Here is a 23,851-nt window from a genome sequence, read left to right as displayed (position 1 = left end):
GGTATAGAGCCTTATCAATCAGGCAGGACATTAAATTGCCTGACTTTGAGTATGATGGGAACGATCTTGTAGAAAAACTGGTTTATGATACTGAAATAAAAAAGAATTCTAAACCTGAAGAGGGATTTACAATAGTGGCACCTAAAATTTTTGGAAGCTATGAAGAGAAAGGACTGCTAAAAGTATTTGTAACCACTTTTAGTGCAACATATAAGCTTTATGATAATGTGCTGCATATGGTGAGCGGCAGTGTGGTCCCATCTGCCATCACTTTTAAAAAGGATGATAGCGGTAATTACGTGCTTGAAAAATATGAGCAGGCAAAAGATGGGGCAGACTGGCAGCCATCCATTAAAAAGTTCTGCAGGATGCCTGTATCGGGAAAAGAAATACCAGGACTTGCCGACAAAATAATTTACCATTATGGAAATCGTGATGATTTACGCACTCTTCACCGGGAAAATCTACTTAAGCATTTAAAGGAAAATGGTATCGATGAGAGGAATCTTATTGACACAGTGAATAAAATAGTGGACGGTTAAGACAGACAGGGGAAGACTCCTTGCCCTTCCATAATCAGTAGGACAAAAAGTCTTCCCCTGTCTTTTCCTGTACTTTTATTATTCAAAGACAATAACTGCTTTTTTATTTTTAATTCTTAGAAGAAGTGTTTCTATAATACGGAAATAATGATTCAGATTTTTTGTTTCAAGGTAAGATGTAATCATATCCTGCCCAATTACAAGATCCATATTTTGCGGTTCAGAGCAGACCAGAACAGCCTGGTTATTCTTTAATACCGGTGTGCTGAAAATATTACCGTTAAGAAGCCTGCTTATTCTTTCATATTCAGTTGTTCCTGTGCCTGGCTGTATTCTCTGAAGTTGGACAAAAAGATTTGGACTGACAATCAGAACATTTCTTCCTATAATTCCGTTCTCAATGAATTTGGCTAATCCTGTAGATATGTCTTTGAATGGGTTTTCTCCTTCGCTCCAATCTGATAGAGTAAGTTTAATAATCCCATCTTCGGTTAGTAAGCCCTTATAACCCAGTTCATCATTACCAAAGAAAATCAATTCATCTTCTTTTAAAGCACATTGGGAAGACGCCCGTGAGGCTGAGGACAAATCGACAGGCAATCCCGTTTGCTCGCTGAATTCCAGGTCTCTCCATAGAAGTGCAAAGTCTTGACTAATCAAAGGAATGTGCTGATATGTTCTTCCCTTAATGACCGAGATGCTTCCTTCAGTTTCCTCTAATTCTTCAATGTTGTCTACATTGATGCTTTGAATGCCTGCTCCCAAGGGACCATAGATACTTAAAAATCTTCTTCCTGTCAGAGATTTTTTTGCCGCTGATACAACAGCATCGTCAATTTTCTCCCATAAATCAGCGGAAATCGGAGAACCTTCTCTTGATAAATAATCCATATTCTCCCTCCTTATTTGCCTATTAGGCTTCCTATAGTACTTTCAGATTTGCCAGAAGGCGGTTTTGCGACCATATTTAATTGCTCAAGCATTTCTCTGACTTCTCCCTCGCCTTCTTCGAAATGTTTTGCCTCCTCGGGATCCAAGAGGCGAAGCAAAGCCATAAGCTCTCCTACATGTGCTTTTTCCTCATCTCTTATGTCAGCAATTACTTTTTTGGCCAAAGGATCGTCGGTTGCTTGTACATGAGCGTCATAAATAAAAATAGCTTCAAGCTCTCCTGCAATATCAAGTCTTATAGCCTGGATCAGCTCTTCTTTGGTCATTTTCCTCGGAACATTGCCTGTAAATGGATTGGCAAAACTTGGCATACTCTATCCTCCTTTTTCATTAGAGAGTTTCTCATATATTTATATATACCCACATAATACCATTTTAAAATATTAAATAATAAAAATTTAACAAATAATACATTCGTAAAACAGCTGGATCAAAAAATTGTCTGTAATTTTTTCAATTTATATAATCTTCCTCTTGACATTTTATTTTTTATAATTATAATAAAATTGTAATCATTACAAAGTAGTAATAATAAAAATATAAAATCTATTTCATATTAGAAAAGGGATAAATATGAATGGCGTGAAAACAAATTTAGAAGAAATATTAAATAAACTAAAAAATAATAACATACGCCTTTCTCATCAAAGGCTTAAAGTACTTGAATACCTGGATAATAACAGGATACATCCCACAGTGGAGCAGATTTATAATGGCCTTCATGATGATATCCCTACTTTATCCAAAACAACAATTTATAATACCTTAAATACATTAACAGAAGCCGGATTAGTTAAGATCATAACCACTGAAGATAATGAAGCACGTTATGACATTAATATCGATGCGCATGGACATTTTAAGTGTAAAGCCTGTGGAAACATATACGATTTTGAAGTAAATATGGATTCTTTAGAAATAAAAGGTTTAAATGGCTTTAAGATATACAACAGGGATATATATTTTAGCGGTTTTTGTTCAAAATGTATGGAAAAAGAAAATGGCATGGATAATTAAGTAATCAATATTTTTGGAATTAAGTAATAAAGATTTTTAGGCTATATAATATACTTGCCTAAGAAGTAAAGATATAATTGAATAGAGTCCAATGAATTCTTAAGATATTAAAAAATTCAGGGAGGTATTATGATGGCAGAAAATAAAGTACTTAAACATTTAATGGAAGCATTTGCAGGTGAGTCTCAGGCAAATAGGAAGTATTTGGCTTATGCAAAGAAAGCGGAGGCAGAAGGCAAAAAAATGCAGCCAAACTTTTTAGGGCAGCTTCTGAAGCAGAAGCTCTGCATGCTCAAAGACATTTAGAGGTAGCAGGTAAAATCTTGTCAACAGCCGAAAACCTTCAGGATGCAGTAAATGGTGAAACTTATGAATTTGAAAGCATGTATCCCGGATTTTTAAAAGCAGCCGAAGAAGAAGGCAATAAACAAGCAATTCGTACATTCACCTATGCAATGGAAGCTGAAAAGGTACATGCAAAGCTATATAAGGAAGCTTTGGAAAATCTTGATGAAAATGAAGAAGTATTTTATTACTTATGTCCTGTTTGCGGCAATATTGAAAAAAGCGTTCCTGAAAAATGCAGTATTTGTGGAGCACCGGGATCCAAATTTATTAAATACTAATCAACCTGGATAAGCTCTGGAACAGGGGGATTGGGACAGGGGGACAGGTTTGAACTGAACCCCAAATGATGGACAATTTAATTAAGCAACTTCGAAGGACTGGATCCGGTACTGAGGAATTTGTACCCTTGTCTTACCTCCATTGTAGTAAAAAACTGTGATAAAACTAAGTGCCACTTAGTTTTATCACAGTTTTTTTAATAAAATATTCAGATAAAGTTCAGATAATATACAATTGTACTTCAGTTTTGATATATAAAATAATATCATTAGAAATAAAGAGGTGGTGAAAGTGCAAAAGGATCGTGGAAGATATGAACTAAAGCATTATATAAACTATGCAGATGTTATAGGGCTTAGGGCAAGGCTTCCTTTTGTGGCCAAACCTGATAAAAATTCCATCAATGGCAATGGATATCGGGTTAAAAGCCTCTATTTTGACAACTATAAAGACAAAGCATTAAAGGAAAAAATCGATGGTGTAGATGGACGCGAGAAATTCCGCCTTCGGATTTATAATAACAACACGTCCTTTATACGCCTTGAAAAAAAGAGCAAAAAGAATGGCATTAGTTATAAGGAAGGTACAACCATATCGGAAGAAGATTGCAGGCGGTTGCTCAAAGGGGATTTTGCCGTGTTAAAAGAAAAGGGGAATCCCTTGTGCCTGGAACTTTATGCGAAAATCCATTACCAGCAGCTTCGGCCAAAGAGCATTGTGGAATATTGGCGGGAGGCGTATGTCTATCCAGCGGGAAATGTTCGGGTTACCCTGGATTATGATATTCGAACAGGCCAGAACATTTATGATTTTTTTAGTGATAAACCTGCACCTATACCTGTTTGTGGAGTGTATGTACTGGAAGTGAAATATGACAGCTTTCTGCCAGAGATAATTCGCGGCATGGTGTCTCTATCCGGCAGAATGAGTACTTCATTTTCAAAATATGCGGCAGCAAGAATTATTTAAGCATTAAAGACCAAAGAATTTAGTTGTTAAAACAAAAGAATTATTAAAGTAAAAGATTACAGCAATAAATTTTTTAATGACTACAATATTAAATTCATTAATAATTACAGTAATAATAATTATTTTAGATTTACAAAATGGGAGGCAATATTAAATGTTGTCATTTAAAGATATTTTTAAATCGAGTTTTTTGGAAAAAGCAGTTGAGTTTTCATTTTTGGACGTAACACTCGCCATGCTCCTTTCCTTTGCAATTGGACTATTCATATTCTATGTTTACAAAAAGACTTTTTCGGGAGTTATGTACTCAGCGGCATTTGGTGTTTCTATTATGGCCATGACCATGATTACAACCCTTATTATCCTTGCAGTAACATCCAATCTTGTCTTGTCCCTTGGTATGGTAGGCGCCCTGTCGATCGTCCGCTTCAGAACGGCCATTAAGGAGCCGCTGGATATTGCGTTCCTGTTCTGGGCAATTTCAGCAGGTATTGTAATAGGTGCAGGATTGATTCCTCTTGCAATTATCGGCTCGGTTTTTATCGGTATCATGCTTCTTATATTTGTTAACAGGAAAAGCACTGATACACCATATATTGTTGTGCTTAATCTTGAAAACGATGAGGCGGAAAATAATTGTATGAAATTATTAAAAGAGAAAACCAAGAAAAGCTTAATCAAGTCAAAAACTGTTTCACAGAATGGCATAGAGCTTACAATTGAAGTACGTCTTTTGGATAAGTCGGCAAAGCTTCTTAATGAAATGCTCGAAATAGACGGAGTAAACAACGCCTGTCTTGTAAGCTATAATGGCGAATATGCTAACTAAGTGCCTGATAATCGAGGTGAAAGCATGATAAAAAGTAATAAAATAAATATTATTGGTGCTGTTGCTGTGGCTTTTGCCTTGACAACAAGCGCTGCTCTTGTGGTATTCGGCAAAAGCCTGGCAAAAAGCGGCGCCTTTGAAGCTGAACCAGAATATGCTGCCAAGATTTTTGGCACTGATATTATTTCTATTGAGATTCTTGCAGATGAAGATAACTGGCAGGAAATGTTGGACAATGCCATCAATGAGCAGTTTATAATGGTAGATGTGATTGTAAACGGTAAAAAATTTAAAAATGTTGGCATTCGTCCAAAGGGAAACTCAAGCTTAACTCAGGTAGCAAATTCCAACAGTGACAGGTATAGTTTTCGCCTGCAATTTGACGAATATATCAAAGGCCAAACCTGTTTCGGGCTTGAGAGCTTTGTACTCAATAATATGCTTGGAGATTATACCTACATGAAAGAGTATATATCCTATGACCTGATGCATGAAGCGGGTGTTGATGCTCCATACTTTGGTTTTGCCAGAATCAAGGTAAATGGAGAAGACTGGGGATTGTACCTTGCAGTGGAATTATATAATGACAGCTATGAACAACGGGTATATGGTGATACATCAGGAATGTTGTATAATGTAAAAAGCATGGATATGGGTGGAAATTTCCAGGTACAAGGCAGAAATGTTCCAGTCATGCCGGACATACGGAATTTACCTGCCATGCCGGGTATACAGAATATTCCTGTAATGCCGGATGGCCGGAATAATCCGGCCATGCCAGGTGCACAGGATTTCCCTGACATGCAGAATGGACAAAATACTCAACCTATGCCCGAGAGACAAAATCCTCCAGCTATGACAGATGGACAAAATTCGACAGATGGACAAAATCTTGAAAATATGCAAGATGGAAGAAACTTTTTATCTATACCCGATAGACGGAATGTTCCGGCTGTGCCCAATGAAAAAAACGTTCCAACAATTCCTGATGGGCAAAACATTCCGACAATGCCTGATGGTCAAAACCCGCAATTTAATATAGATAACTTCAGATTTTTCCCCCAAATGGATGATGGGAACAGAGGAATGAACAGATTTTTTGCGGACAGAGGAGGACGTGGCAGTTCAGGAGGCAGTCTTGAATATATAGACGATAATATTGAAAGTTACAGCGCAATTTTTAATAATGTAGTTGGAAAAGGAGATGAAAAAGACTTTCAGCGGGTTATTAAAGCTCTAAAAGCGCTATCTGAAGGTAAAGACCTGGAAAAGTATTTTGATGTTGACAAGATTCTTCGCTATTTGGCAGCTCATACTATTGTTGTAAACCTGGATAGCTACAGTTCCATCATGGCGCAAAATTATTATATCTATGAGCGTGATGGCCGTATTACCATTCTGCCTTGGGACTACAACCTGGCCTGGGGAGGATTTCAAAGCGGGAGTGCTTCCTCTGTGATTAATTTTCCTATAGATACTCCTGTAAGCGGCGTTGAAATGTCAAGTCGTCCATTGATAGACAAATTGTTTGCAAACCCTGAATATTTAGAACGATATCACAGTTATTTACAGCAGTTAATTGATAACTACTTCGCCAATGGAAAGTTTGAAGAAAAAATTAAAGAGCTTGATGCTTTAATTTCTGATTATGTAAAAAATGACCCTACAGAATTTTATACTTATGAGGAATATGAGAAAGCTGTTTCAGCCTTTATCACACTGGGTAATCTTCGTGCTCAAAGCATACAGGGTCAACTTGAGGGGACTATTCCCTCTACTACGGAAGGGCAAAGAACAAATTCAGACAAACTTGTATCAGCAGGAGATTTAAATCTCTCAGTCCTTGGAACTATGATGGGCGGCAGAGGCGGCAACAACATGAATAACATGAATTTTCCAGGAATTATGGGTGGCGCTATGTTTGGTAATATACCTGATAATATACGGCAAAATACAGAACCAACGGCTCCTGACAATAATACTGGAAATAGTGACAGGATGAGGCAGAACCGGCGAAACGACAATATTCAAAATAATAATGTTCAAAACAACAATACTAGAAACAATAATACTCAAAATAGCAATACCATGAATCCCCTGAATACAAGGTTTTCTTCGGATCAGAGTTTAATAATCAGCAATTTTACCCTAATTGTTGTATTAATACTTGTGCTGATAGCTGCCATTATATTTGCAGCACGATTCAAAAAAAGTTACTGAGCCTAAAGGGGCATTTTAAGAGGCTGTAATATTCAGGTTGTGATAAATATCCCGGTTAAACTATTGCTATATATAACTATTGTTATTTGGTAAATTGTTTAGTGTGGCTTTAGAATTTTGTGTGGATATATAAGGGGATGTAACGAGGCAGCAAGATGTTCTCCACAAAAACTTGGGAAAGACTTCAAAAAAGCTTTGAAAAAAGCTAAAAAAGAGCATAAAAATTTCGAAAGGACTGACTGTAGAATGGCTAAAATACTGATATGTGATGATGAAGCGGGACTTAGGGCAGTAATTAAGCGGTATGCTCTTTTTGAAGGACATGAGGTAATGGAAGCGGGAGATGGCATGGAGGCAGTGGAGCTTTGCCGTAACAACACCTTTGACATTATAATTATGGATATTATGATGCCGGAATTGGATGGCTTTTCTGCTGTAAAAGAAATCCGTAAATTCTCTGACACTCCTATCATCATGCTTTCAGCACGAGGAGAGGAGTATGATAAGGTGTTGGGTTTTGAACTTGGAATTGACGATTATGTGGTGAAGCCTTTTTCTTCCAAAGAAATTATGCTGAGGATAAATGCCATATTACGCAGAGTAGAGAAAAGTAAGCCTGCAAAGACTGATGAGAAAGGGCATATTATATTTGAAAAGGATGGCTTTAGGGCAGATTTGACTGCATATAAAGTGTTTATTGACGGAGTGGAAAAAGAATTAGCTCCAAAGGAATATGACCTGTTGTTTTTCCTGATACGGAATAAAAATATTGCCGTCCCACGGGAAAAGATCATGGCTGAAGTATGGGGCTATGACTACTGCGGTGATGACAGAACTTTGGATACACATATGAAGCTCCTTAGAAAATCATTGGGACCTTACGCACACTTTATAAAAACCTTGCGTGGCTTGGGGTATAGATTTGATGGGTAAACTAAAACTACAATGGAAAATATTTATCTTTCTATTAGGATTTTGCGTTTTGCTGCTAGGTATCTTTTGGATGTTTCAAACGATGTTATTAAGCGATATGTATAAATTTGTCCGTAAGGTGGAGATTGATAGAGCTATCAAAATGGTAGGGGAAAACATTAACAGCCCGGAGCTTGAGAATATTTTGCTTGAGCTTGAGATGACCAAAGATATAACTGTAAGGCCGACACAGGAGTTTGCCTTGCCTGCTCCGCCGACTCCTGGAAGACGGAACCCCAGAATAGAAACCATTACCAAGGTACACGAATATACTTTGGAAGATGGCAGAAAGATTTCCCTTACATTTTACGCTATGATAACACCTGTTGAGGCCACTGTTTCTACTCTGAAATTGCAGCTTATACTTATAACAGTGATTATGGTGATACTTGCGATTATGCTTGCCATAATCATATCCAAGCGTATATCTCACCCAATTGTGCAGATAAATCAAAGTGCCAAGGCGTTGGCTACAGGGAAATATGATACTGAGTTTCACGGCAAGGGATATTTGGAAATTCAGGAACTGTCAGACACTTTAAATACCGCTGCAAAGGAGCTTTCAAAAGTTGACCGGCTGCGTCGGGAACTAATAGCAAATATCTCTCACGATTTACGAACACCTCTAACCTTTATATACAGCTATGCTGAAATGATGCATGATTTTCCTGATGAAGTAACACCTGAGCAATGCCAGATCATTATGGATGAAACAAAGCGACTGACTTCACTGGTAAATGATATGCTTAATATCTCAATTCTTGAAGCAGGCGCAGCAAAGCTGAACAATGCCAGTTACAACCTGACAGAAAGCATAAGAAAAACCATAAATCGTATGAATGAACTTGTAAAAAACCAGGGGTATAAGCTGTATTTTAAATATGAAAAAGACATAAATGTATATGCTGACGAGGTAAAAATTACCCAGGCTTTGTACAATCTTTTACTTAATGCAATTACCCATTGTGGTGAAGATAAGGTAGTAATTGTGCGGCAGAGAGTTAAAGAAAATACTGTGAAAATTGAGGTAATCGACCATGGAGATGGTATAAGTCAAAGTGACTTGCCTTATATATGGGAACGCTATTATAAAGTTGATAAAAATCACAAGAGACCCATCATGGGCACAGGACTGGGACTATCAATTGTCAAAAAAATAGTCGAAATGCATGATGGAAAATACGGAGTAATATCGGAGGAAGGGAAAGGCAGTATATTCTGGTTTGAAATTGAATTAAATGGAAGCTCTATATAAGATGTTACGAGATTAGACTATTTTATATGATTTCTTTCATATGATTTCTCATAACAGTTTAGGATTCATGAGAATTTATGAGCATGCAACAGGTATGAACAATACTTATTTTAATACAATACAAAAAATATTCCAAAGGCCCATTTCATATAGTAGCCTGAAATATAAACCAGTCATCTTTGACTGAAAACTGGCATATGCCTCCATGCTTTTCCACGATATGGGCTATACTTCTTGTGCCAAAACCATGTCCTTGTTCTTTTGAAACGGGAAGTCCCTGAAATAATATTGGTTCTGTCTGATAACTGTTGCGAATGTCAATGCACAGTTTATTATTCTTGGAATACATACGTACTTTGATGCGACGTTCATTGCTGTTGGCTATTTTTTCAGTAGCTTGTATGGCGTTTTCCAATGCGTTTGACAATAGTGAACAAAGCTCTGTATCGCTAAACGGAAGCAATTCAGGCAATCTTGCATCTACTGTAAACATGATTTTCAATTGTTTTGCTTCAGAGGCGAAAGCGGACAAAATCAGGTTGACAGTTTCGTTTTCGCAAAACCGTATGGGCGTGATAGTGTCTATGTCGGACTGGGCAGTTCTTAGATACTCTTTAATCTCATCTATACGTTCGTCGGATACCAGACTCTGTAAAAAGGTGAAATGATGGCGCATATCGTGACGGTAAGCCGCAGCAGTCTGCTGTAGCTGCTGCAGAGATGCAAATTCCGCCTGTGCCTGTCGAAACTGTGCTTCCAGCATATCACGCTCTCTTTGGATACTTGCCTGTTTTTGTATTTCAGTGTAATAAAGGAGAGCAAACGCAAAATAGAATGCTGCTGTTATAATCCGTACAATCAAATCAAGAAGAAGTGTGATTACGGCAAAATCTTCACCGGATGATGTATTACACCAGGAAGGGATTATTTTCGAAGCCTTGAGTAGGATTGCCATGATAACGGAGCAATACCCCGAGCTAAAGGCTGACAAAAATTATATCAAAACCATGGATGCGGTGGAAGTCTTTGAAAACATGGTACGTACCAGCCGCCTGATTTACAATGATAGTGTTACAAAGCTAAACCGTGAAATCCGAATGTTTCCGGTCTCAATGATTGCGGGGATGCTAGGCTTCAAACAGAAAGAATATCTGGAGGACTTGTCAGCCAAGGCCTATATGCCAGGTATGAAATGAAGTACTCTATGCACAAATCAATCAGTGGAATAATTCTGTGCTTTGTCTTGTCTTTTGTTTTGACTCTTCCTGCCTTTGCAGCAAATCAGGTAATTACCGTTGATATTCAAGCTTTCATTTATGAGAATTCGTCTATGCAGGTATGGTTAGATCGGATGCCATCTTGCAGGCTGAGCCTTTTTGAATCAAAAGCACTGCCTGAAACGATGGGAGCGTGGAAAAATTGAAAAGCTGGCTGCTGCATTCCGGCGATTACTTTTTAGTTCACGATATTATAGAAGGTCATGTCTTGGTATTTACAGCAAAAGATGACTTTAAAACGGGTTGCGAAATGTTTCTTCGCAGCCTGTTTTTATTTCCTCAAACATAATTGGATATTGTATATGAGAATAGTAGAATACATGGTGTAAGATATTATGCAAAATGCCCTATTTTGTTAATTATTGATTTGGTCTATAATTAGAGATAGGGAATTATTATATATGTTCATTAATAAGATGGCAGGGAACACGCATATGTTTGATTAGGAGGTATGTGGTAATAAGATTGTCGGTTGATAAAGGGTAAGAGTCAGTCAAATCTCTCTTTAAGGAGGAGAAAGGCAATGATTATTACTATCGTCACTGACACCTTTGGGATAAACAACAACGGAACCACCATTTCCGCCATGCGCTTTGCAAAATCTTTAGCGGAACGCGGACATAAAGTCCGTGTAGTCGCCTGTGGAGATCCTAACTTAAGTGGTGTAGACCCTGAACATGGCTATGAGCTGTTTTATGTTCCAGAGTTAGTTATACCGATCGCCAGTTGGCTTGCTCATAAGCAAAACACTTTATTTGCTAAACCGGTTAGATCTGTGCTGGAAAAGGCTATTATGGGAGCTGATGTAGTACATATATACCAGCCCTGGCCTCTGGGACGGGAAGCGGAAAGAATAGCAAGAAAATTAGGTGTCCCAGCCATTGCTGCTTTTCACATTCAACCGGAAAATATAACTTATAATATCGGACTTAAGAGGTTCCATCTGGTTGCACATATTGTTTATTATTTACTTTATTTGTTCTTTTACCGCCGTTTCTCACATATACACTGCCCTTCAAAATTTATTGCTGCCCAGCTTCGCTGTCATGGATACCGCGCCAATCTTCATGTTATATCAAATGGCGTTGATCCTGATTTTTGTCCTGGCCATGCGAAGAAAAAAGATAAATCTGATACATTTAAAATTCTTATGATAGGAAGATTATCTCCGGAGAAAAGGCAGGATGTACTGATCAAAGCAGTAAAGAAATCACGATATGAGGACCGTATACAACTATATTTTGCAGGTAAAGGTCCTAAAGAGAAACAACTGAGAAGAATGGGAAAAAAACTCATCAATCCCCCGGTTTTTGGATATTATGGCCATGAAGAGCTCATTGAGCTGATACGCAGTTGTGATCTGTATGTACATGCCTCGGACGTAGAAATTGAGGGCATATCATGTATAGAGGCTTTTGCCTGTGGACTGGTGCCAATTATATCAGACAGCAAGCGCAGTGCTACAAGACAGTTTGCCTTAGGAGCTGCAAACCTGTTCAAAGCTGGTAATGCTTCACACCTGGCAGAGAGAATAGATATGTGGATTGAGAATCAGCAAGGCTTAACAGAAGTTGGCAATATGTATGCTCAATATGCGAAAAAATATTCCCTTGAGAATAGTATTAAAAAAATTGAAAGAGTATATAAATTAGCCAGTAACGAACAAAAACCACCACAGTCGTATCTTTGGAATGGAACATACCGGATTTTTTCAACCATGTTTTACTATTTAATTGCTATTCCTCTTCTTTATATCTGGACTCGTGTGGTATTAGGAGTGAGAGTTGTTGGCAAAAGACATTTACGTAAACTAAATGGGGCAATAACAGTATGTAATCATGTTCATTTGCTTGACAGTGTTCTTGTAGGGCTTGCATTATTTCCACACAAGTTGATTTTTCCTACGTTAAAGAAAAATACTGAGGCTTTTTGGTATGGAAATATCGTTAAAATTTTGGGCGGTGTTGCCATACCAGGCAATATGACTGAACTGAAAGGGTTTTTTGATGAAATGGAGTATCTTCTTGTGAAAGGACGAATTGTACACTTCTTTCCGGAAGGGGAGCTCAGACCATATGATAGGAGTCTGCGTGATTTCAAAAAGGGAGCATTTTATCTTGCTTCACAAGCATATGTACCAATAATTCCAATATCAATAACTTTCAAGGAGCCAAAAGGAATTGCTAAATTATATCGAAGAAAACCTACTTTGGTCGTTAATATTGGTGAACCGGTTCAACCCATTTCAGCTGACACTAAGACAGATCAAAATATCCGTAAAGAGCTGATTCAGATGCAGATGAACGATGTAATAGCTAATACATCATCGGTTAAATAGCCTGGTCCATTTATGTTTTACGATAATGCATAACAGAGCTGGTGATTATTGCGCAGTGTGGGGTGATTTGAGACTGGGCAATGATGAGAGAACCAGAGCCATGTGGGGCCGGACAAAACTAAGATATATTGCATTATACATCTTTGAGTAAAGCATTTAGACCGTGCTAAATCTATTTCTTTATTAATACATTTTCAAGGGAAAATTGCGATAATATTCATTGCTTTACTGAAGGACATGAAAATCTTGTTAATCAATTATTGTTTCGCGTATTGTTTCGCGGCTATCTGAATACTCATCCTGAAGCAGGCCATGAATACATGAATTAAAGCTGTCACTGTTCGTAAAGTATCCAAAAGACGGCATAAATATACCAAGAGCAAGACCGAGCTTATATTGAAAATAATACAATTAGCTCAAAAACTGATAAAATAAATTATGCAAAAAGAGGTTCTGGATATGAAAATTCAACTTTTTGATAAATCTGATGAGCGATATGTTATAGAAGCGGCGAACTTGTTGGCAGCCTGTTCCCCGCATGCATACAGCAATTGTGCTTTTGAGGAAATGAACTATATACTGTATAAACGAAAAAGTATAAACGAAATTTTACGGATATGAATTCAAAAACCTGGGATAAATGGGCCGAAAATGGCTGTGAATGGGCACAATCTATAAGCCATGAAGAATAAATACAGGACATAAAATACATAGCTCTCTCAAGAAAATATGGGGTGTAACAATGTCTGATTACAAGAATTCAAAATGGGCAAGTGAGATTCTTAAATTGCAAAATGAAGAGGGTTCATGGGGGTATTTTCACACGCTTGGTAAGCAGGGCAAAACACCGATAACAACCGAGCAGGCGCTACGACGTCTTCTTATACTTGGCTATAATATAAATGATGAACCTATCCAAAGATGCGTTTCATATATGAACGATTGCCTGCTAGGGAAAAAACAAATACCTGACCGGCGGGAAAAACTACACGATTGGGATATTATTACTAAGCTTATTCTATCAACCTGGATTAGAAAATTCACAAAGGATTGTTACGCTGCAAACAAAATAGCTGATATTTGGACTGATATTATTTCTTATGCCTTTGTGGATGAAGTATACAATCACGATAAGTATGTAGAAGCTTATGAGAATGCCTTCGGAATAAAACCGAAAGGCGGCAGATTAGTAGATTTTGTTAATTTCTATCAGATTTCTCTAATATCAGATTGCCTTGATGAGCGAACAGAATCTGTTGTTATTGATTATATTCTCAGTCATAATTCCGGAATCTATTATATTTATGAAAGCCGCCTTTCTGTTCTGCCTGAAACATTTGAAGGCAAGAAAGCCAGCCGTTACATCGGTGCAATAGAACTACTTGCTGAATATAAGAAAAGCAGGAGCAAGCTAAACTTTGTTATAAAATGGCTTAATGAGAATAAGAATGAAAACGGTAAGTGGGATATGGGTAAAACAGCTAATGACAAGATCTACTTTCCGCTATCAAATAGCTGGAGGCAAATAAGCACTAGGGAAGCTGACTGTACATACAGGATAGAGAAGCTGATAAGAAAGATATCCACGGGTTAATGAATAATTTATGGATAGAGGCTTTAACATGTAAACTGATTTTCTTTGACAATGTTTGGTATCTCCCGTATAATAAAATTGATGCAGTATAATGTTGCAAGTATTAATTTTGCAAGAAAGGAGTTGTTTTGATGTCTGCAAGAATTATTGAGGTGATTTTTTATTAATTGAATATCGGCACAGGTACGCAAAATACCATTTGTATTTATATGTCAGGTTTTTGTGTTACCTATGCAGCTTCTTTCGAGCAACCAGGCGGTATAAGCAATTATTTGACTGAAGTCAATTGATCAGTAAGACTAATGTCAATGAATCAATAATTAGTATAAAATAGTGCATATAAAAACAACAGCACGCTTTGGTGGCGTGTTTTTTGTTGCTTTTTTAACCCGCAGGTGGTCGTTATCTGCGGATTTTTTATACACTTTTTTGAATTGCGGAATCCTATTATTTTAGCAAGAGGAGAGTGGTGATTATGAAAAAAAGAAAAAGCACCTTTGATTATATGAAAGAAATTCGCAGGTATTGGATGATAAACCCCAGGACCAGGATAAAGGAAAATGAAATTAAAAACAAAAAGAAACGCAGACAGGCAGAAAAGAAATTAATAAAGGAAGGATTTGAATAATGGATATTTATAATTATAGGAAGTTGAATTTAGAAGATTATGCAATGGCACAAGGATATTGCCAAATGGAGCAAACAAATGAAGAAAAATGAAAGGTTCATTTGATAAATGAAATGGAGGTATAGGGTATGGAGCAGTGTCTAAAATTTCAAGAATATAACGGAAAATATGCAAATGAACACATGGTATTTGAGCCAGATTCAAAAATAAACAAACTGTTTTTGCTTTTGCAAAAACCTGTCCTCTGGCAGCGCAGTTGTGAGCCATTTTGGGATGATGAGCATATTTCAAAGGGAATGCTTGAAGCACATCTCAATCCAGATCGGGATGCTGCAAGCCGCAGGCATAGCTTTATTGACTGCTCAGTAAAGTGGCTTACCAGCATCATTCCGTCAGGCAGCAAAATACTTGACCTGGGCTGTGGCCCAGGGCTTTACACCAAACGATTGTCTGATGCAGGGTATGCCGTAACCGGTATTGATTATTCCAGGCGGTCGATTGCCTATGCAAAAGAACATGACCCTAAAACGAAATATATATACCAGAATTATTTGGATATGGATTTTACAGAAGAATTCGATGTAATAACATTGATTTACTGCGACTTCGCTGCCTTAATTCCTGATGAAAGGAAAATGTTGCTGTCCAAAATACACCGAGTGCTTAAACCTGATGGCCTTTTCATTTTTGATGTTTTTACTGAGAAAACTATAAAGGGCAAGAATGATAATACATCTTGGTCGTATCATGAAAAAGGTGGTTTTTGGAGCGACAGGCCACATTTATGCCTGGAAGCCGAGTTTTATTTTGAGAATAATACAGTTAAAGTCAACAAGTACATTGTAATTACGGAGAATGGTCTACATGAATATCTTATCTGGGATACTGTGTTCACGAAAAATACATTGCTCAATGAAGTTACGCCTTTTGGATTTCAGATGTACGGAATTTATGATGATGTCTGCGGCAGTTCATACACCGGAGAGGCAGATACAATATGTCTTATACTGAGGAAAGGGTGATGAATTTAACTATTCAGTATCATTCCTACACTAAGAAAGGGTTAAACGGCTGCCGGGAGTATGTTATTGCTCCCTGCTAAAAAGGAATGTTTTCAACAAGTCACGATATTCGGCTAAGGGCTTTTGACAAATACATAAAGGAAGGGCAAGGATAAACTTGCTGAAAGACTATATTTCAACATGCAAAACAGCATTTTCTACGGGTATGGCAGGGATTATGACTGACTTGAAAGTATTGATGAAGTAATAAAGAAATTGGAGGGATGGTAAATGAAGAGTGAAGTTGTTGAAAAATCGCTAGACCTTGTTAGGCGTAGTTTCACAGGCGTATTAGCTACAGTTGATGAAAATGGGATTCCTCATTTGAAGGCTATGATAAAGACAGCAGCAAATGGCCTTAAGGAATTCTGGTTTTGCTCCAATACATCTTCAAAGAGAGTTTCGCAGATACAGAAAAACCCTAATGCAAGCCTTTATTTTTACGATGAGAAAACCTTTGAGGGTTTGATGCTGATGGGAAAAGCCGAGGTTTCTTATGATGATGCAAAGAGGAAAGAATTTTGGAATGACGGAATGAAAAAATACTATCCTCTAGGTTATACTGACCCGGATTTTGCATTGATTAAATTCACTGCAGTTAAAGGGAACTACTATCATGAGCTAAAAAATGTTGATTTTGATATATGAAAAGAATTGGTAAGAAAAACTCAGAATAGGGAACAGGGAGCATACATATGATTCAGAACTTTAACGATTTTGTAAATTCTTTGCTTGATGCAGGCTTTTCTATGAGCGGAGGAAACAGCGAGGGGATTTTTTCTGTAATTCCATGCGGTTGGGATGAAGAACCACCCTATGCTACACCGGTTCGCTGGTTTACCGGTGATCCGGAAACAGACCCCTGGGAGTGGCGAATCCGCGTTTTAGAAGAACGTAACGATATTGCATATGCAAAACTGTTTTTCCGAAAGGGCGGTTATATCACTAAAGAATGGTATCCGTATTTTTTGGCAGTAAGACGCGGTGGCAAGGAATTAATGGACGAATATGAAGATGGTACAATTAGCCGATTTGCTAAGCGCATATATGACATTATCCTCGAAAATGAACCCTTGCCATTTCATGTAATTAAACAAATCGGTAGTTTTTCAAAAGAAGATTCATCCAGGTTTGAAAGGACTCTGGTTGAGCTGCAGATGAAAATGTACCTGACTATATGCGGCAGACAGCAAAAATTTACTATAAAAGGTGAGGAATACGGCTGGCCTTCCACAGTTTTTTGCACGGTTGAAAACTACTTCGGTAAGGATGTAATTGAAAAGGCAAATAAAATCAGTGAACTGGAAGCCATAGAAAAAATAACCAGGCAGATTTATAGATTAAATCCTGCAGCAGATTCTAAGAAAATCATAAAGTTTATTAAGGGTTAGAAGACTTGTTGTGTTTAAGTAAGAGAGGAGATCAAATATAAAAAATGGGAAAGAGGCAAGAACAGATTTATACAGACATATCAATACAAGAAATGCAAATAGAAGATTACAGTGAAATTTATAGATTATGGAGCAATATTCCAGGAATAGGCTTAAGTGATGCCGATACTTATGAAAACATTCATAGATTCCTGCATAGAAATAAGGGATTAAGCTTTGTCTGCAGGCATCAAAATAGAATAATTGGAACCATACTGTGTGGGCATGACGGCAGAAGAGGGCATATTTATCATGTTACTGTTGCAGAGGAATATCGGGGAAGAGGCATTGGTCAAATGCTTGTTGATAAAAGTCTTCACAAACTGAAGGAGGAAGGGATTACTAAATGCCACCTTTTCGTTTTTCGGGATAATGTAGTGGGAAATACCTTCTGGAATGCGAAAGGTTGGACTAAAAGAGAAGATATATTTGTATATTCAAAATCTACATAAAGTGCTGCTTATCTGGAATGGGCAAAGGCATATGCTTGAAATATGTAAATTCTTAACAATAGAAAATGTGACTTTTATGAAAGTTTTTATGTTATAATTAGTTATAATTATATAACAAATATGCAATAAAACAGGACAAAGGAAGCTATGTAGTTTTTGCACAAGCAGATACCACAGCCCTTCAAATCATTGAAGTGAGAATGTTATGTGTGAAACAGGATGGACAAGCCTGAGATAACTACAAACTCATCATGAGGTGTATATGGCATTATATAATTATATCTTACTGGTTGTATTGTTTCTTTTGATTGGCTTTCTGGTTGTATCTGCTAAGCAAAAGATAATAAAAAAGGATTGGCTGAGAAGAACTGTAAAGATAATAACAATTACTGCAATTGTTTTTATAACATGCGCAGTTGTCTTGTTTCCCAATTTAAAAAACATACAGACTACGGGCGAATACTCATATACTTCTTGCGTACTGGAATTGTCTGATACATCACGCATCGAAGATTTTAAAAGTGATGGAAGCCTTCGAAAATTATCTGTGCTGGTTTATTATCCTAATGAGGACGTAATTGCAAATAATACCTGCCCCTTGATTATATTTTCTCACGGTGGTATTTCAACAAAAACAAGCAACCTATCACTCTATAAAGAACTTGCAAGCCACGGCTATGTGGTTGCCAGTATTGACCATACCTATCATGCGCTCATTACGGAAATTGACGGAGTGAAAATTTATATTGATTCAGGATATATGAGAGAATTAAATGAGGAAGATTCTCATTCGGATTTAGAAAACTCTTATGCGTGCTTTCAAAAGTGGATGAAGCTTCGTACCGGCGATATTAATTTTGTGATTGACACTTTCATCGAAAAATCCGTGAATGAAAGTAATTCTTTCTATTCATTAATAGATGCAGATAGAATAGGTGTTGCAGGGCATTCCCTCGGCGGTTCTGCCGCGCTCGGAGTTGCGAGACAGCGGAATGACATTAAAGCAGTGATTGCATTGGAGTCCCCCTATATGTGCGATATTACGGGAATAAACGGAAATGAATTTTCATGGGATACAAGCCATACAAGTGCGCTGTTATGAATATATACAGTGACAGCGGTTATACTCTGATTGAAACTGACAATAAATATGTACAAAACAAAAATCATTTGCAAAATAACGGGAATATCCGGTACTATTATATTAAAGGCAGCAACCATTATTCGTTGACAGATCTGGTTAGATTATCGCCAATTTTATGTGCAATACTCGGAGGAGGATATAAAAAATCCGGATACGATTCTTTAGAGTTTATAAACCAAAAGAGTCTTGCATTTTTTAGTGAATACTTGAAATGATCTATGATGAATAATATGATGCCAAAAGCATATTCAGCATTGTAACCTTGTTAATGATTTAACAGAAATAGTATTTATTCAATAATATCTTGAGAATTTATATTTTGAGAACGAATTTTTATGAAGCTTCCAGTTGGAATATTATTGAGGGGAGGTGCCAAAAAACATATGGTCATACTAATCGCAGACGACGAGAATGACATCAGAAACTTGATAAAAATTAGTCTTGAAGAAAATGGATATACCGTCTTGACGGCGCAGAACGGCAAGGAAGCATGGGATATCCTTATGTCACAGGAGGTTCATCTGGCAATCCTTGATGTGATGATGCCGGTGATGGATGGATTTAATCTTCTTCGTAAAATACGGGAACACAGTACCCTCCCTGTCATCTTTCTGACTGCGAGGGCGGATGAAATGGACAAGGTTCTGGGACTTGGACTGGGTGCAGACGACTATCTTGCCAAGCCATTTTCTATAGCCGAGCTAGTGGCTCGTGTAGGAGCACAACTGAGACGGAATAATGAGTATCTCTCACCAAAGGAAAAGTCCGATGCAAGAATCATATATGGAAATTTGTCCATAGACAAGGAAAAATGCTGCGCCTATAAGGACGGAGAGCCAATTGAACTCGGTGCAAAGGAATATAAGTTGCTTCTGCACTTTATAGAACACCCTGAGAGGGTTTTCACAAAACGGCAGCTTTATCATTCGGTATGGGACGAGGAATACTATTTTGACGACAATACCGTGATGGTGCATATCAGCCGAATCAGGAACAAGATTGAGGATGACCCGCAAAAACCAAAGTATCTGAAAACCGTTCGTGGTATTGGATACAAACTTCATTATACCGGTGATTAGCTATGAAAAGTAAACTGTCCAACCAATTTCTCAGAAATTTTCTGGTAATATTTTTGATAACCATCCTGGATACTATATTGGCATTTATACTGTTATCCTTTGCCAGTAGATTGATTTCAGGATCGCTGGCAAAAAACCAGTATCCCGCAAGTGCAATTATAAAAGAGAATTATAGGGAGATTGACGCATCCTCAGTCGTACAAAGTGGTGGCGGTGTACAGGTTGTAGACAAAGAATACCGCGTCGTTTATTCGAGAGGTCTTGACACAATCGGAAAAGACAAGCTGACTGCCGAGGAATTTACAACATTTTTAACGGAAAGTAAAAGCAAGTCTTACCATTACGATATCCTTTATCATCCGAAAAGTGAGTTTTGGCTGATTGTTACTTTTCCCACCTCCATCCGGTTGGATTTTTCCCTGGTGTATAATAAAGAAGCTTCCAACAGTGATTTTATGCGTGCAGTTTGGGTGATTGTTATTGTGGTGTTAAGTTATCTTTTGATACTTGCGCTTTTTGCTTTTATCTATTCTAGAATTACCGCAGCCAGTATAACTGTACCTCTGAAAAAGCTCTGTGACGGCACAAGGCTATTACGGGAAGGGGATTACTCTGTACGGGTGGATTTGCGTCTTAAAAATGAGTTTGCCGAGCTCCAGAACACTTTTAACGATATGGCTGCCCGGATTGAGCATGAGATTTCCATGCGCAAAAAGTCTGAGGAGGATAGGCGGCGGTTGATTCTCGATATCTCCCATGACCTTAAAAATCCAATGTCCAGCATACAGGGTTATGCAGAATTACTCATAAAGAAAAAAGAAATGACCCGGCAGGAATCTGAAGAATACCTGGAGATCATTCTTAGTAACAGCAAAAGGGCTAACCGGTTACTTACTGAGTTGTTTGAGCTTTCTCAGATGGACAGTCCTGAATTTTCATTAAAACTGGTAAAGACAGATATTTGTGAATATATCCGGCAAATATGCGGCGAACTTGTGCCGCAGTTGGAGCACGAAGGTTTCGAATATGATTTCGATATTATTGAAGAAAGTGTTTTTGTAATGTTGGATACTGACCGGTTTAGCCGGATCATTCAAAATCTTGCGAATAATGCAATGAGGTACAATCCAAAGGGAACTCAGGTTGTAGTAAGCCTGAAGGTACAGGATAACCAAGTGGTGATTGATTTCAGCGATGATGGGATTGGAATCCCGGCGCATCTAATGGACAACATATTTAAACCTTTTGTTCGGGTGGACTATTCCCGAAATTCCAAAACCGGTGGCAGCGGGTTGGGGCTTTCTATTGCTAAAAGAATCGCTGAGGCACACGGAGGGGATTTGATACTTTGCCACAATGGGAAAAAGGGCAGCACCTTCCGGATTACGGTACCTGCGCTTTCGTTTTAACGAAACAGATCGAGGCAGATTTCTAATAGATTTAAGGTAGATTTAAGGTTCATATCAGATGTATTACAGGTTTGATTGCTATGATAATAATGGATCTGAGATACAGCTGATTTTTTTATTGAGGTGATAAGTAATGAAGCACGAACCGGCTCATTTTGAGATATTTATTACAAGGCTCGCATTTTTTCTTTACGGTAAGTCTGTCTATAAAGCATTCGCAGACCGCTTGCCCCTTAAAGGTAATGAGAGGGTCCTTGATTTCGGATGCGGCATGGGAACGGTTGCGTACTACGTAGCAAAAAGGCTGCCCAACGGGTACCTGACATGTCTGGATATTTCAAAGCGATGGTTAAATGCCTGCCGCAAAACTTTGCGTAGCTTTAGAAATGTCATTTTTCTGCAAGGGGGATATCCGTTACTTTCAAAGGAAAGTTTTGATGTAGCGTACTGCCACTTTGTTTTGCACGATATTTCAGAAATTGAATTGGAACAAGTTATTCCTGCATTGGCTAAGTCCCTCAAACCCGGAGGTGCACTTGTTTTCAGCGAACCGCTGAATGATACGAAAAAAATAAGCGTTATTAAACGCCTGATAGGACAGAACAGCCTATTCCAAAAGGATAGCCGCATCACCGATATTCCGGTGATGGGATACACTCTTGAAAGCACATACATTAAACATAATGAAACATGATGGAATTTTACTATCATTTACTGAGGTGTACTATGATTCTGGTAGTTATATTTTTCATATTGACAGTTTTATCGGTTGTTTCATTGGCAGGGATCTTGATCCGGTCTGCTTATTGTGTAATTGTACGGGCAGTAAAAAAGACGAATTCAAAGAAGCTTATTTCTTTAAAGAAAATAGCAGTATTCTTCGCAGTGACGATGATATTGAACTTGGGATTGACTACATTTTCGCAACTCACTGCTTCCACCCCGCAAATCGTTGATGAAAACGGAAACATACCCGAAAATAGCATTGCAGAGCTTAGAGAGATTGAACTGAACGGCAGGAAGCAGTGGATAAGCCTGAGAGGTTGGGATAAAAATGCACCCGTCCTGCTCTTTTTGGCAGGAGGTCCCGGCGGTACGCAGATGGCAACGGTACGTCATGAACTGGCAGAGTTGGAGAAATATTTTGTCGTTGTTAACTGGGATCAGCCCGGCTCCGGCAAGTCTTATAATGCAGAAAAAACGAAAAACATTACGGCACAAACATATATTCAGGATGGTTACGCTCTGACAGAGTACTTAAAGAAACGCTTTTCGCAGGAAAAAATTTATCTGGTGGGTGAATCATGGGGCAGCGCCTTGGGGATTTTCCTTATTGATAGATATCCTGAATCCTATCATGCACTGATCGGCACGGGGCAAATGATTGCCTTTGCCGAAACTGAGCGGATGGATTACGCGAAGGCTCTGGAAATTGCGCAATCCAAAGGCGATACTGCTGTCATAGAACGGCTTTTGGCAAATGGTGAACCACCATATTACGGAAAGGATGTAACATGGAAGAGTGCGGTGTACCTGAATTATCTCAGTGCTTACATGGCTGCAAATCCAAATATTCACAATCCTGGCTATAATACCTTTCGGGACATATTTTCTTCTGAATATGGGTTGTTTGATAAAATCAACTATTTTCGTGGAATCATTAACACATATAATCATGTGTACCAACAGCTTTATACCATCGATATGAGAACGGATTTCACTAAACTTGATGTACCTGTCTACTTCTTCCTGGGCCGCCATGATGTCAACGCGCCCACAGTGCTGGTCGAGGAATATATACAGGTTCTTGATGCACCTGACAAAGAAATTATATGGTTTGAGCACTCTGGTCACAGTCCATGGGTCAACGAGCCGGTAAAATTTGTAAAGGAGTTATTATCATGTTTTTCTGAAAGTAAAATTCAGGAATAGGTAGTGTCAAAGAAGTTATGAAAACAACGAATTGAGATTACAAAAATGTAAATAAAATGAAAAAGTGAACCTTGACAGCAGAATAGAGTGGAGAAAATGAGTAAATATTTTGTGTTTGGAGGCAT

Annotated in this window: 25 protein-coding genes and 1 pseudogene; 23 read left to right on the top strand and 3 right to left on the bottom strand. The window is 38.0% G+C overall.

The window, feature by feature from the left end; translation table 11 throughout:
- Positions 1-620 precede the first annotated feature (620 nt).
- The gene (locus tag GXX20_00130) at positions 621-1,433 is read right to left on the bottom strand and encodes a bacteriocin family protein (GenBank protein HHW30077.1); all 813 of its coding nucleotides are present in this window, start codon (positions 1,431-1,433) and stop codon (positions 621-623) included.
- A gap of 11 nt (positions 1,434-1,444) precedes the next feature.
- Positions 1,445-1,804, bottom strand: coding sequence for a ubiquinone biosynthesis protein COQ7 (locus GXX20_00125; GenBank protein ID HHW30076.1), 360 nt, complete (start codon positions 1,802-1,804; stop codon positions 1,445-1,447).
- Positions 1,805-2,066: 262 nt separating this feature from the next.
- On the opposite strand from GXX20_00125, the gene GXX20_00120 reads away from it, so the two are divergent.
- The 7 genes and pseudogenes from GXX20_00120 to GXX20_00090 all read left to right on the top strand — a co-directional run bounded on the left by GXX20_00120 (position 2,067) and on the right by GXX20_00090 (position 9,382).
- Positions 2,067-2,510 carry a transcriptional repressor gene (locus tag GXX20_00120; GenBank protein ID HHW30075.1) on the top strand — a complete coding sequence of 148 codons (444 nt, stop codon included), beginning with the start codon at positions 2,067-2,069 and terminating at the stop codon, positions 2,508-2,510.
- Between the two features lie 132 nt (positions 2,511-2,642).
- Positions 2,643-3,136: pseudogene (locus GXX20_00115) on the top strand (rubrerythrin family protein).
- Between the two features lie 292 nt (positions 3,137-3,428).
- Entirely contained in the window at positions 3,429-4,106 is a 678-nt protein-coding gene (locus tag GXX20_00110; GenBank protein ID HHW30074.1) for a polyphosphate polymerase domain-containing protein, read from the top strand.
- A gap of 154 nt (positions 4,107-4,260) precedes the next feature.
- A complete protein-coding gene (locus GXX20_00105; protein HHW30073.1) occupies positions 4,261-4,935 on the top strand; it encodes a DUF4956 domain-containing protein in 675 nt (224 codons plus the stop codon).
- A 24-nt stretch (positions 4,936-4,959) separates the two neighbouring features.
- Positions 4,960-7,155 carry a spore coat protein CotH gene (locus GXX20_00100; GenBank protein ID HHW30072.1) on the top strand — a complete coding sequence of 732 codons (2,196 nt, stop codon included), beginning with the start codon at positions 4,960-4,962 and terminating at the stop codon, positions 7,153-7,155.
- A 246-nt stretch (positions 7,156-7,401) separates the two neighbouring features.
- Positions 7,402-8,088 (top strand): response regulator transcription factor, encoded by a 687-nt coding sequence (locus GXX20_00095; GenBank protein ID HHW30071.1) that lies wholly within the window; start codon positions 7,402-7,404, stop codon positions 8,086-8,088.
- Positions 8,081-9,382: a HAMP domain-containing histidine kinase gene (locus tag GXX20_00090; protein HHW30070.1), complete on the top strand. Its 1,302-nt coding sequence runs from the start codon at positions 8,081-8,083 to the stop codon at positions 9,380-9,382. Before GXX20_00095 ends, GXX20_00090 begins: the two co-directional genes overlap by 8 nt.
- 145 nt (positions 9,383-9,527) lie before the next feature.
- Here GXX20_00090 and GXX20_00085 read toward each other — a convergent pair whose 3' ends face one another.
- Positions 9,528-10,145, bottom strand: coding sequence for a sensor histidine kinase (locus GXX20_00085; GenBank protein ID HHW30069.1), 618 nt, complete (start codon positions 10,143-10,145; stop codon positions 9,528-9,530).
- Between the two features lie 82 nt (positions 10,146-10,227).
- Here GXX20_00085 and GXX20_00080 point away from each other — a divergent pair, with 82 nt between their 5' ends.
- The 16 genes from GXX20_00080 (at position 10,228) to GXX20_00005 (ending at position 23,726) form a co-directional block, all read left to right on the top strand.
- Positions 10,228-10,578: a LemA family protein gene (locus GXX20_00080; GenBank protein HHW30068.1), complete on the top strand. Its 351-nt coding sequence runs from the start codon at positions 10,228-10,230 to the stop codon at positions 10,576-10,578.
- A gap of 8 nt (positions 10,579-10,586) precedes the next feature.
- Positions 10,587-10,805 carry a hypothetical protein gene (locus tag GXX20_00075; GenBank protein ID HHW30067.1) on the top strand — a complete coding sequence of 73 codons (219 nt, stop codon included), beginning with the start codon at positions 10,587-10,589 and terminating at the stop codon, positions 10,803-10,805.
- 377 nt (positions 10,806-11,182) lie between these two features.
- A complete protein-coding gene (locus tag GXX20_00070; protein ID HHW30066.1) occupies positions 11,183-12,997 on the top strand; it encodes a glycosyltransferase in 1,815 nt (604 codons plus the stop codon).
- Positions 12,998-13,456: 459 nt separating this feature from the next.
- On the top strand, positions 13,457-13,618 hold the full coding sequence (locus GXX20_00065; protein HHW30065.1) for a hypothetical protein: 162 nt from the start codon (positions 13,457-13,459) through the stop codon (positions 13,616-13,618).
- Between the two features lie 121 nt (positions 13,619-13,739).
- The gene (locus GXX20_00060; protein ID HHW30064.1) at positions 13,740-14,591 is read left to right on the top strand and encodes a hypothetical protein; all 852 of its coding nucleotides are present in this window, start codon (positions 13,740-13,742) and stop codon (positions 14,589-14,591) included.
- Between the two features lie 475 nt (positions 14,592-15,066).
- A complete protein-coding gene (locus GXX20_00055) occupies positions 15,067-15,219 on the top strand; it encodes a hypothetical protein (protein ID HHW30063.1) in 153 nt (50 codons plus the stop codon).
- Between the two features lie 128 nt (positions 15,220-15,347).
- The gene (locus GXX20_00050) at positions 15,348-16,241 is read left to right on the top strand and encodes a class I SAM-dependent methyltransferase (GenBank protein ID HHW30062.1); all 894 of its coding nucleotides are present in this window, start codon (positions 15,348-15,350) and stop codon (positions 16,239-16,241) included.
- A gap of 270 nt (positions 16,242-16,511) precedes the next feature.
- The gene (locus GXX20_00045; protein ID HHW30061.1) at positions 16,512-16,928 is read left to right on the top strand and encodes a pyridoxamine 5'-phosphate oxidase family protein; all 417 of its coding nucleotides are present in this window, start codon (positions 16,512-16,514) and stop codon (positions 16,926-16,928) included.
- Positions 16,929-16,975: 47 nt separating this feature from the next.
- Positions 16,976-17,671: a hypothetical protein gene (locus GXX20_00040; GenBank protein HHW30060.1), complete on the top strand. Its 696-nt coding sequence runs from the start codon at positions 16,976-16,978 to the stop codon at positions 17,669-17,671.
- A gap of 77 nt (positions 17,672-17,748) precedes the next feature.
- Complete coding sequence (locus GXX20_00035) at positions 17,749-18,162, top strand: GNAT family N-acetyltransferase (protein HHW30059.1); 414 nt, start codon at positions 17,749-17,751, stop codon at positions 18,160-18,162.
- Between the two features lie 262 nt (positions 18,163-18,424).
- On the top strand, positions 18,425-19,264 hold the full coding sequence (locus tag GXX20_00030; GenBank protein ID HHW30058.1) for a hypothetical protein: 840 nt from the start codon (positions 18,425-18,427) through the stop codon (positions 19,262-19,264).
- On the top strand, positions 19,261-19,521 hold the full coding sequence (locus GXX20_00025) for a hypothetical protein (GenBank protein HHW30057.1): 261 nt from the start codon (positions 19,261-19,263) through the stop codon (positions 19,519-19,521). Before GXX20_00030 ends, GXX20_00025 begins: the two co-directional genes overlap by 4 nt.
- A 168-nt stretch (positions 19,522-19,689) precedes the next feature.
- Positions 19,690-20,385, top strand: a complete 696-nt coding sequence (locus GXX20_00020) for a response regulator transcription factor (GenBank protein HHW30056.1) — start codon at positions 19,690-19,692, stop codon at positions 20,383-20,385.
- 2 nt (positions 20,386-20,387) lie between these two features.
- A complete protein-coding gene (locus GXX20_00015; GenBank protein HHW30055.1) occupies positions 20,388-21,794 on the top strand; it encodes a HAMP domain-containing histidine kinase in 1,407 nt (468 codons plus the stop codon).
- A 133-nt stretch (positions 21,795-21,927) separates the two neighbouring features.
- Positions 21,928-22,488, top strand: coding sequence for a class I SAM-dependent methyltransferase (locus tag GXX20_00010; GenBank protein HHW30054.1), 561 nt, complete (start codon positions 21,928-21,930; stop codon positions 22,486-22,488).
- A gap of 32 nt (positions 22,489-22,520) precedes the next feature.
- A complete protein-coding gene (locus GXX20_00005; protein HHW30053.1) occupies positions 22,521-23,726 on the top strand; it encodes an alpha/beta hydrolase in 1,206 nt (401 codons plus the stop codon).
- Positions 23,727-23,851: the final 125 nt, after the last annotated feature.

It is taken from the genome of Clostridiaceae bacterium, from assembly GCA_012840395.1.
In the GTDB taxonomy this organism is placed as follows: Bacteria; Bacillota; Clostridia; order Acetivibrionales; family DULL01; genus DULL01.
The sequence above is the reverse complement of the archived record's forward strand: the minus strand, read 5'-3'. Positions and strand labels throughout refer to the sequence as shown.

What these genes read in the sequence shown, in the direction of transcription:
- GXX20_00085 (HHW30069.1), bottom strand. Translation starts at nt 10,145, where the DNA reads ATGCTGGAAGCACAGTTTCGACAGGCACAGGCGGAATTTGCATCTCTG.
- GXX20_00015 (HHW30055.1), top strand. Translation starts at nt 20,388, where the DNA reads ATGAAAAGTAAACTGTCCAACCAATTTCTCAGAAATTTTCTGGTAATA.
- GXX20_00125 (HHW30076.1), bottom strand. Translation starts at nt 1,804, where the DNA reads ATGCCAAGTTTTGCCAATCCATTTACAGGCAATGTTCCGAGGAAAATG.
- GXX20_00005 (HHW30053.1), top strand. Translation starts at nt 22,521, where the DNA reads ATGATTCTGGTAGTTATATTTTTCATATTGACAGTTTTATCGGTTGTT.
- GXX20_00095 (HHW30071.1), top strand. Translation starts at nt 7,402, where the DNA reads ATGGCTAAAATACTGATATGTGATGATGAAGCGGGACTTAGGGCAGTA.
- GXX20_00100 (HHW30072.1), top strand. Translation starts at nt 4,960, where the DNA reads ATGATAAAAAGTAATAAAATAAATATTATTGGTGCTGTTGCTGTGGCT.
- GXX20_00055 (HHW30063.1), top strand. Translation starts at nt 15,067, where the DNA reads ATGAAAAAAAGAAAAAGCACCTTTGATTATATGAAAGAAATTCGCAGG.
- GXX20_00130 (HHW30077.1), bottom strand. Translation starts at nt 1,433, where the DNA reads ATGGATTATTTATCAAGAGAAGGTTCTCCGATTTCCGCTGATTTATGG.
- GXX20_00030 (HHW30058.1), top strand. Translation starts at nt 18,425, where the DNA reads ATGGCATTATATAATTATATCTTACTGGTTGTATTGTTTCTTTTGATT.
- GXX20_00090 (HHW30070.1), top strand. Translation starts at nt 8,081, where the DNA reads ATGGGTAAACTAAAACTACAATGGAAAATATTTATCTTTCTATTAGGA.
- GXX20_00070 (HHW30066.1), top strand. Translation starts at nt 11,183, where the DNA reads ATGATTATTACTATCGTCACTGACACCTTTGGGATAAACAACAACGGA.
- GXX20_00010 (HHW30054.1), top strand. Translation starts at nt 21,928, where the DNA reads ATGAAGCACGAACCGGCTCATTTTGAGATATTTATTACAAGGCTCGCA.
- GXX20_00020 (HHW30056.1), top strand. Translation starts at nt 19,690, where the DNA reads ATGGTCATACTAATCGCAGACGACGAGAATGACATCAGAAACTTGATA.
- GXX20_00065 (HHW30065.1), top strand. Translation starts at nt 13,457, where the DNA reads ATGAAAATTCAACTTTTTGATAAATCTGATGAGCGATATGTTATAGAA.
- GXX20_00105 (HHW30073.1), top strand. Translation starts at nt 4,261, where the DNA reads ATGTTGTCATTTAAAGATATTTTTAAATCGAGTTTTTTGGAAAAAGCA.
- GXX20_00025 (HHW30057.1), top strand. Translation starts at nt 19,261, where the DNA reads ATGAATATATACAGTGACAGCGGTTATACTCTGATTGAAACTGACAAT.
- GXX20_00050 (HHW30062.1), top strand. Translation starts at nt 15,348, where the DNA reads ATGGAGCAGTGTCTAAAATTTCAAGAATATAACGGAAAATATGCAAAT.
- GXX20_00045 (HHW30061.1), top strand. Translation starts at nt 16,512, where the DNA reads ATGAAGAGTGAAGTTGTTGAAAAATCGCTAGACCTTGTTAGGCGTAGT.
- GXX20_00060 (HHW30064.1), top strand. Translation starts at nt 13,740, where the DNA reads ATGTCTGATTACAAGAATTCAAAATGGGCAAGTGAGATTCTTAAATTG.
- GXX20_00075 (HHW30067.1), top strand. Translation starts at nt 10,587, where the DNA reads ATGCACAAATCAATCAGTGGAATAATTCTGTGCTTTGTCTTGTCTTTT.
- GXX20_00120 (HHW30075.1), top strand. Translation starts at nt 2,067, where the DNA reads ATGAATGGCGTGAAAACAAATTTAGAAGAAATATTAAATAAACTAAAA.
- GXX20_00040 (HHW30060.1), top strand. Translation starts at nt 16,976, where the DNA reads ATGATTCAGAACTTTAACGATTTTGTAAATTCTTTGCTTGATGCAGGC.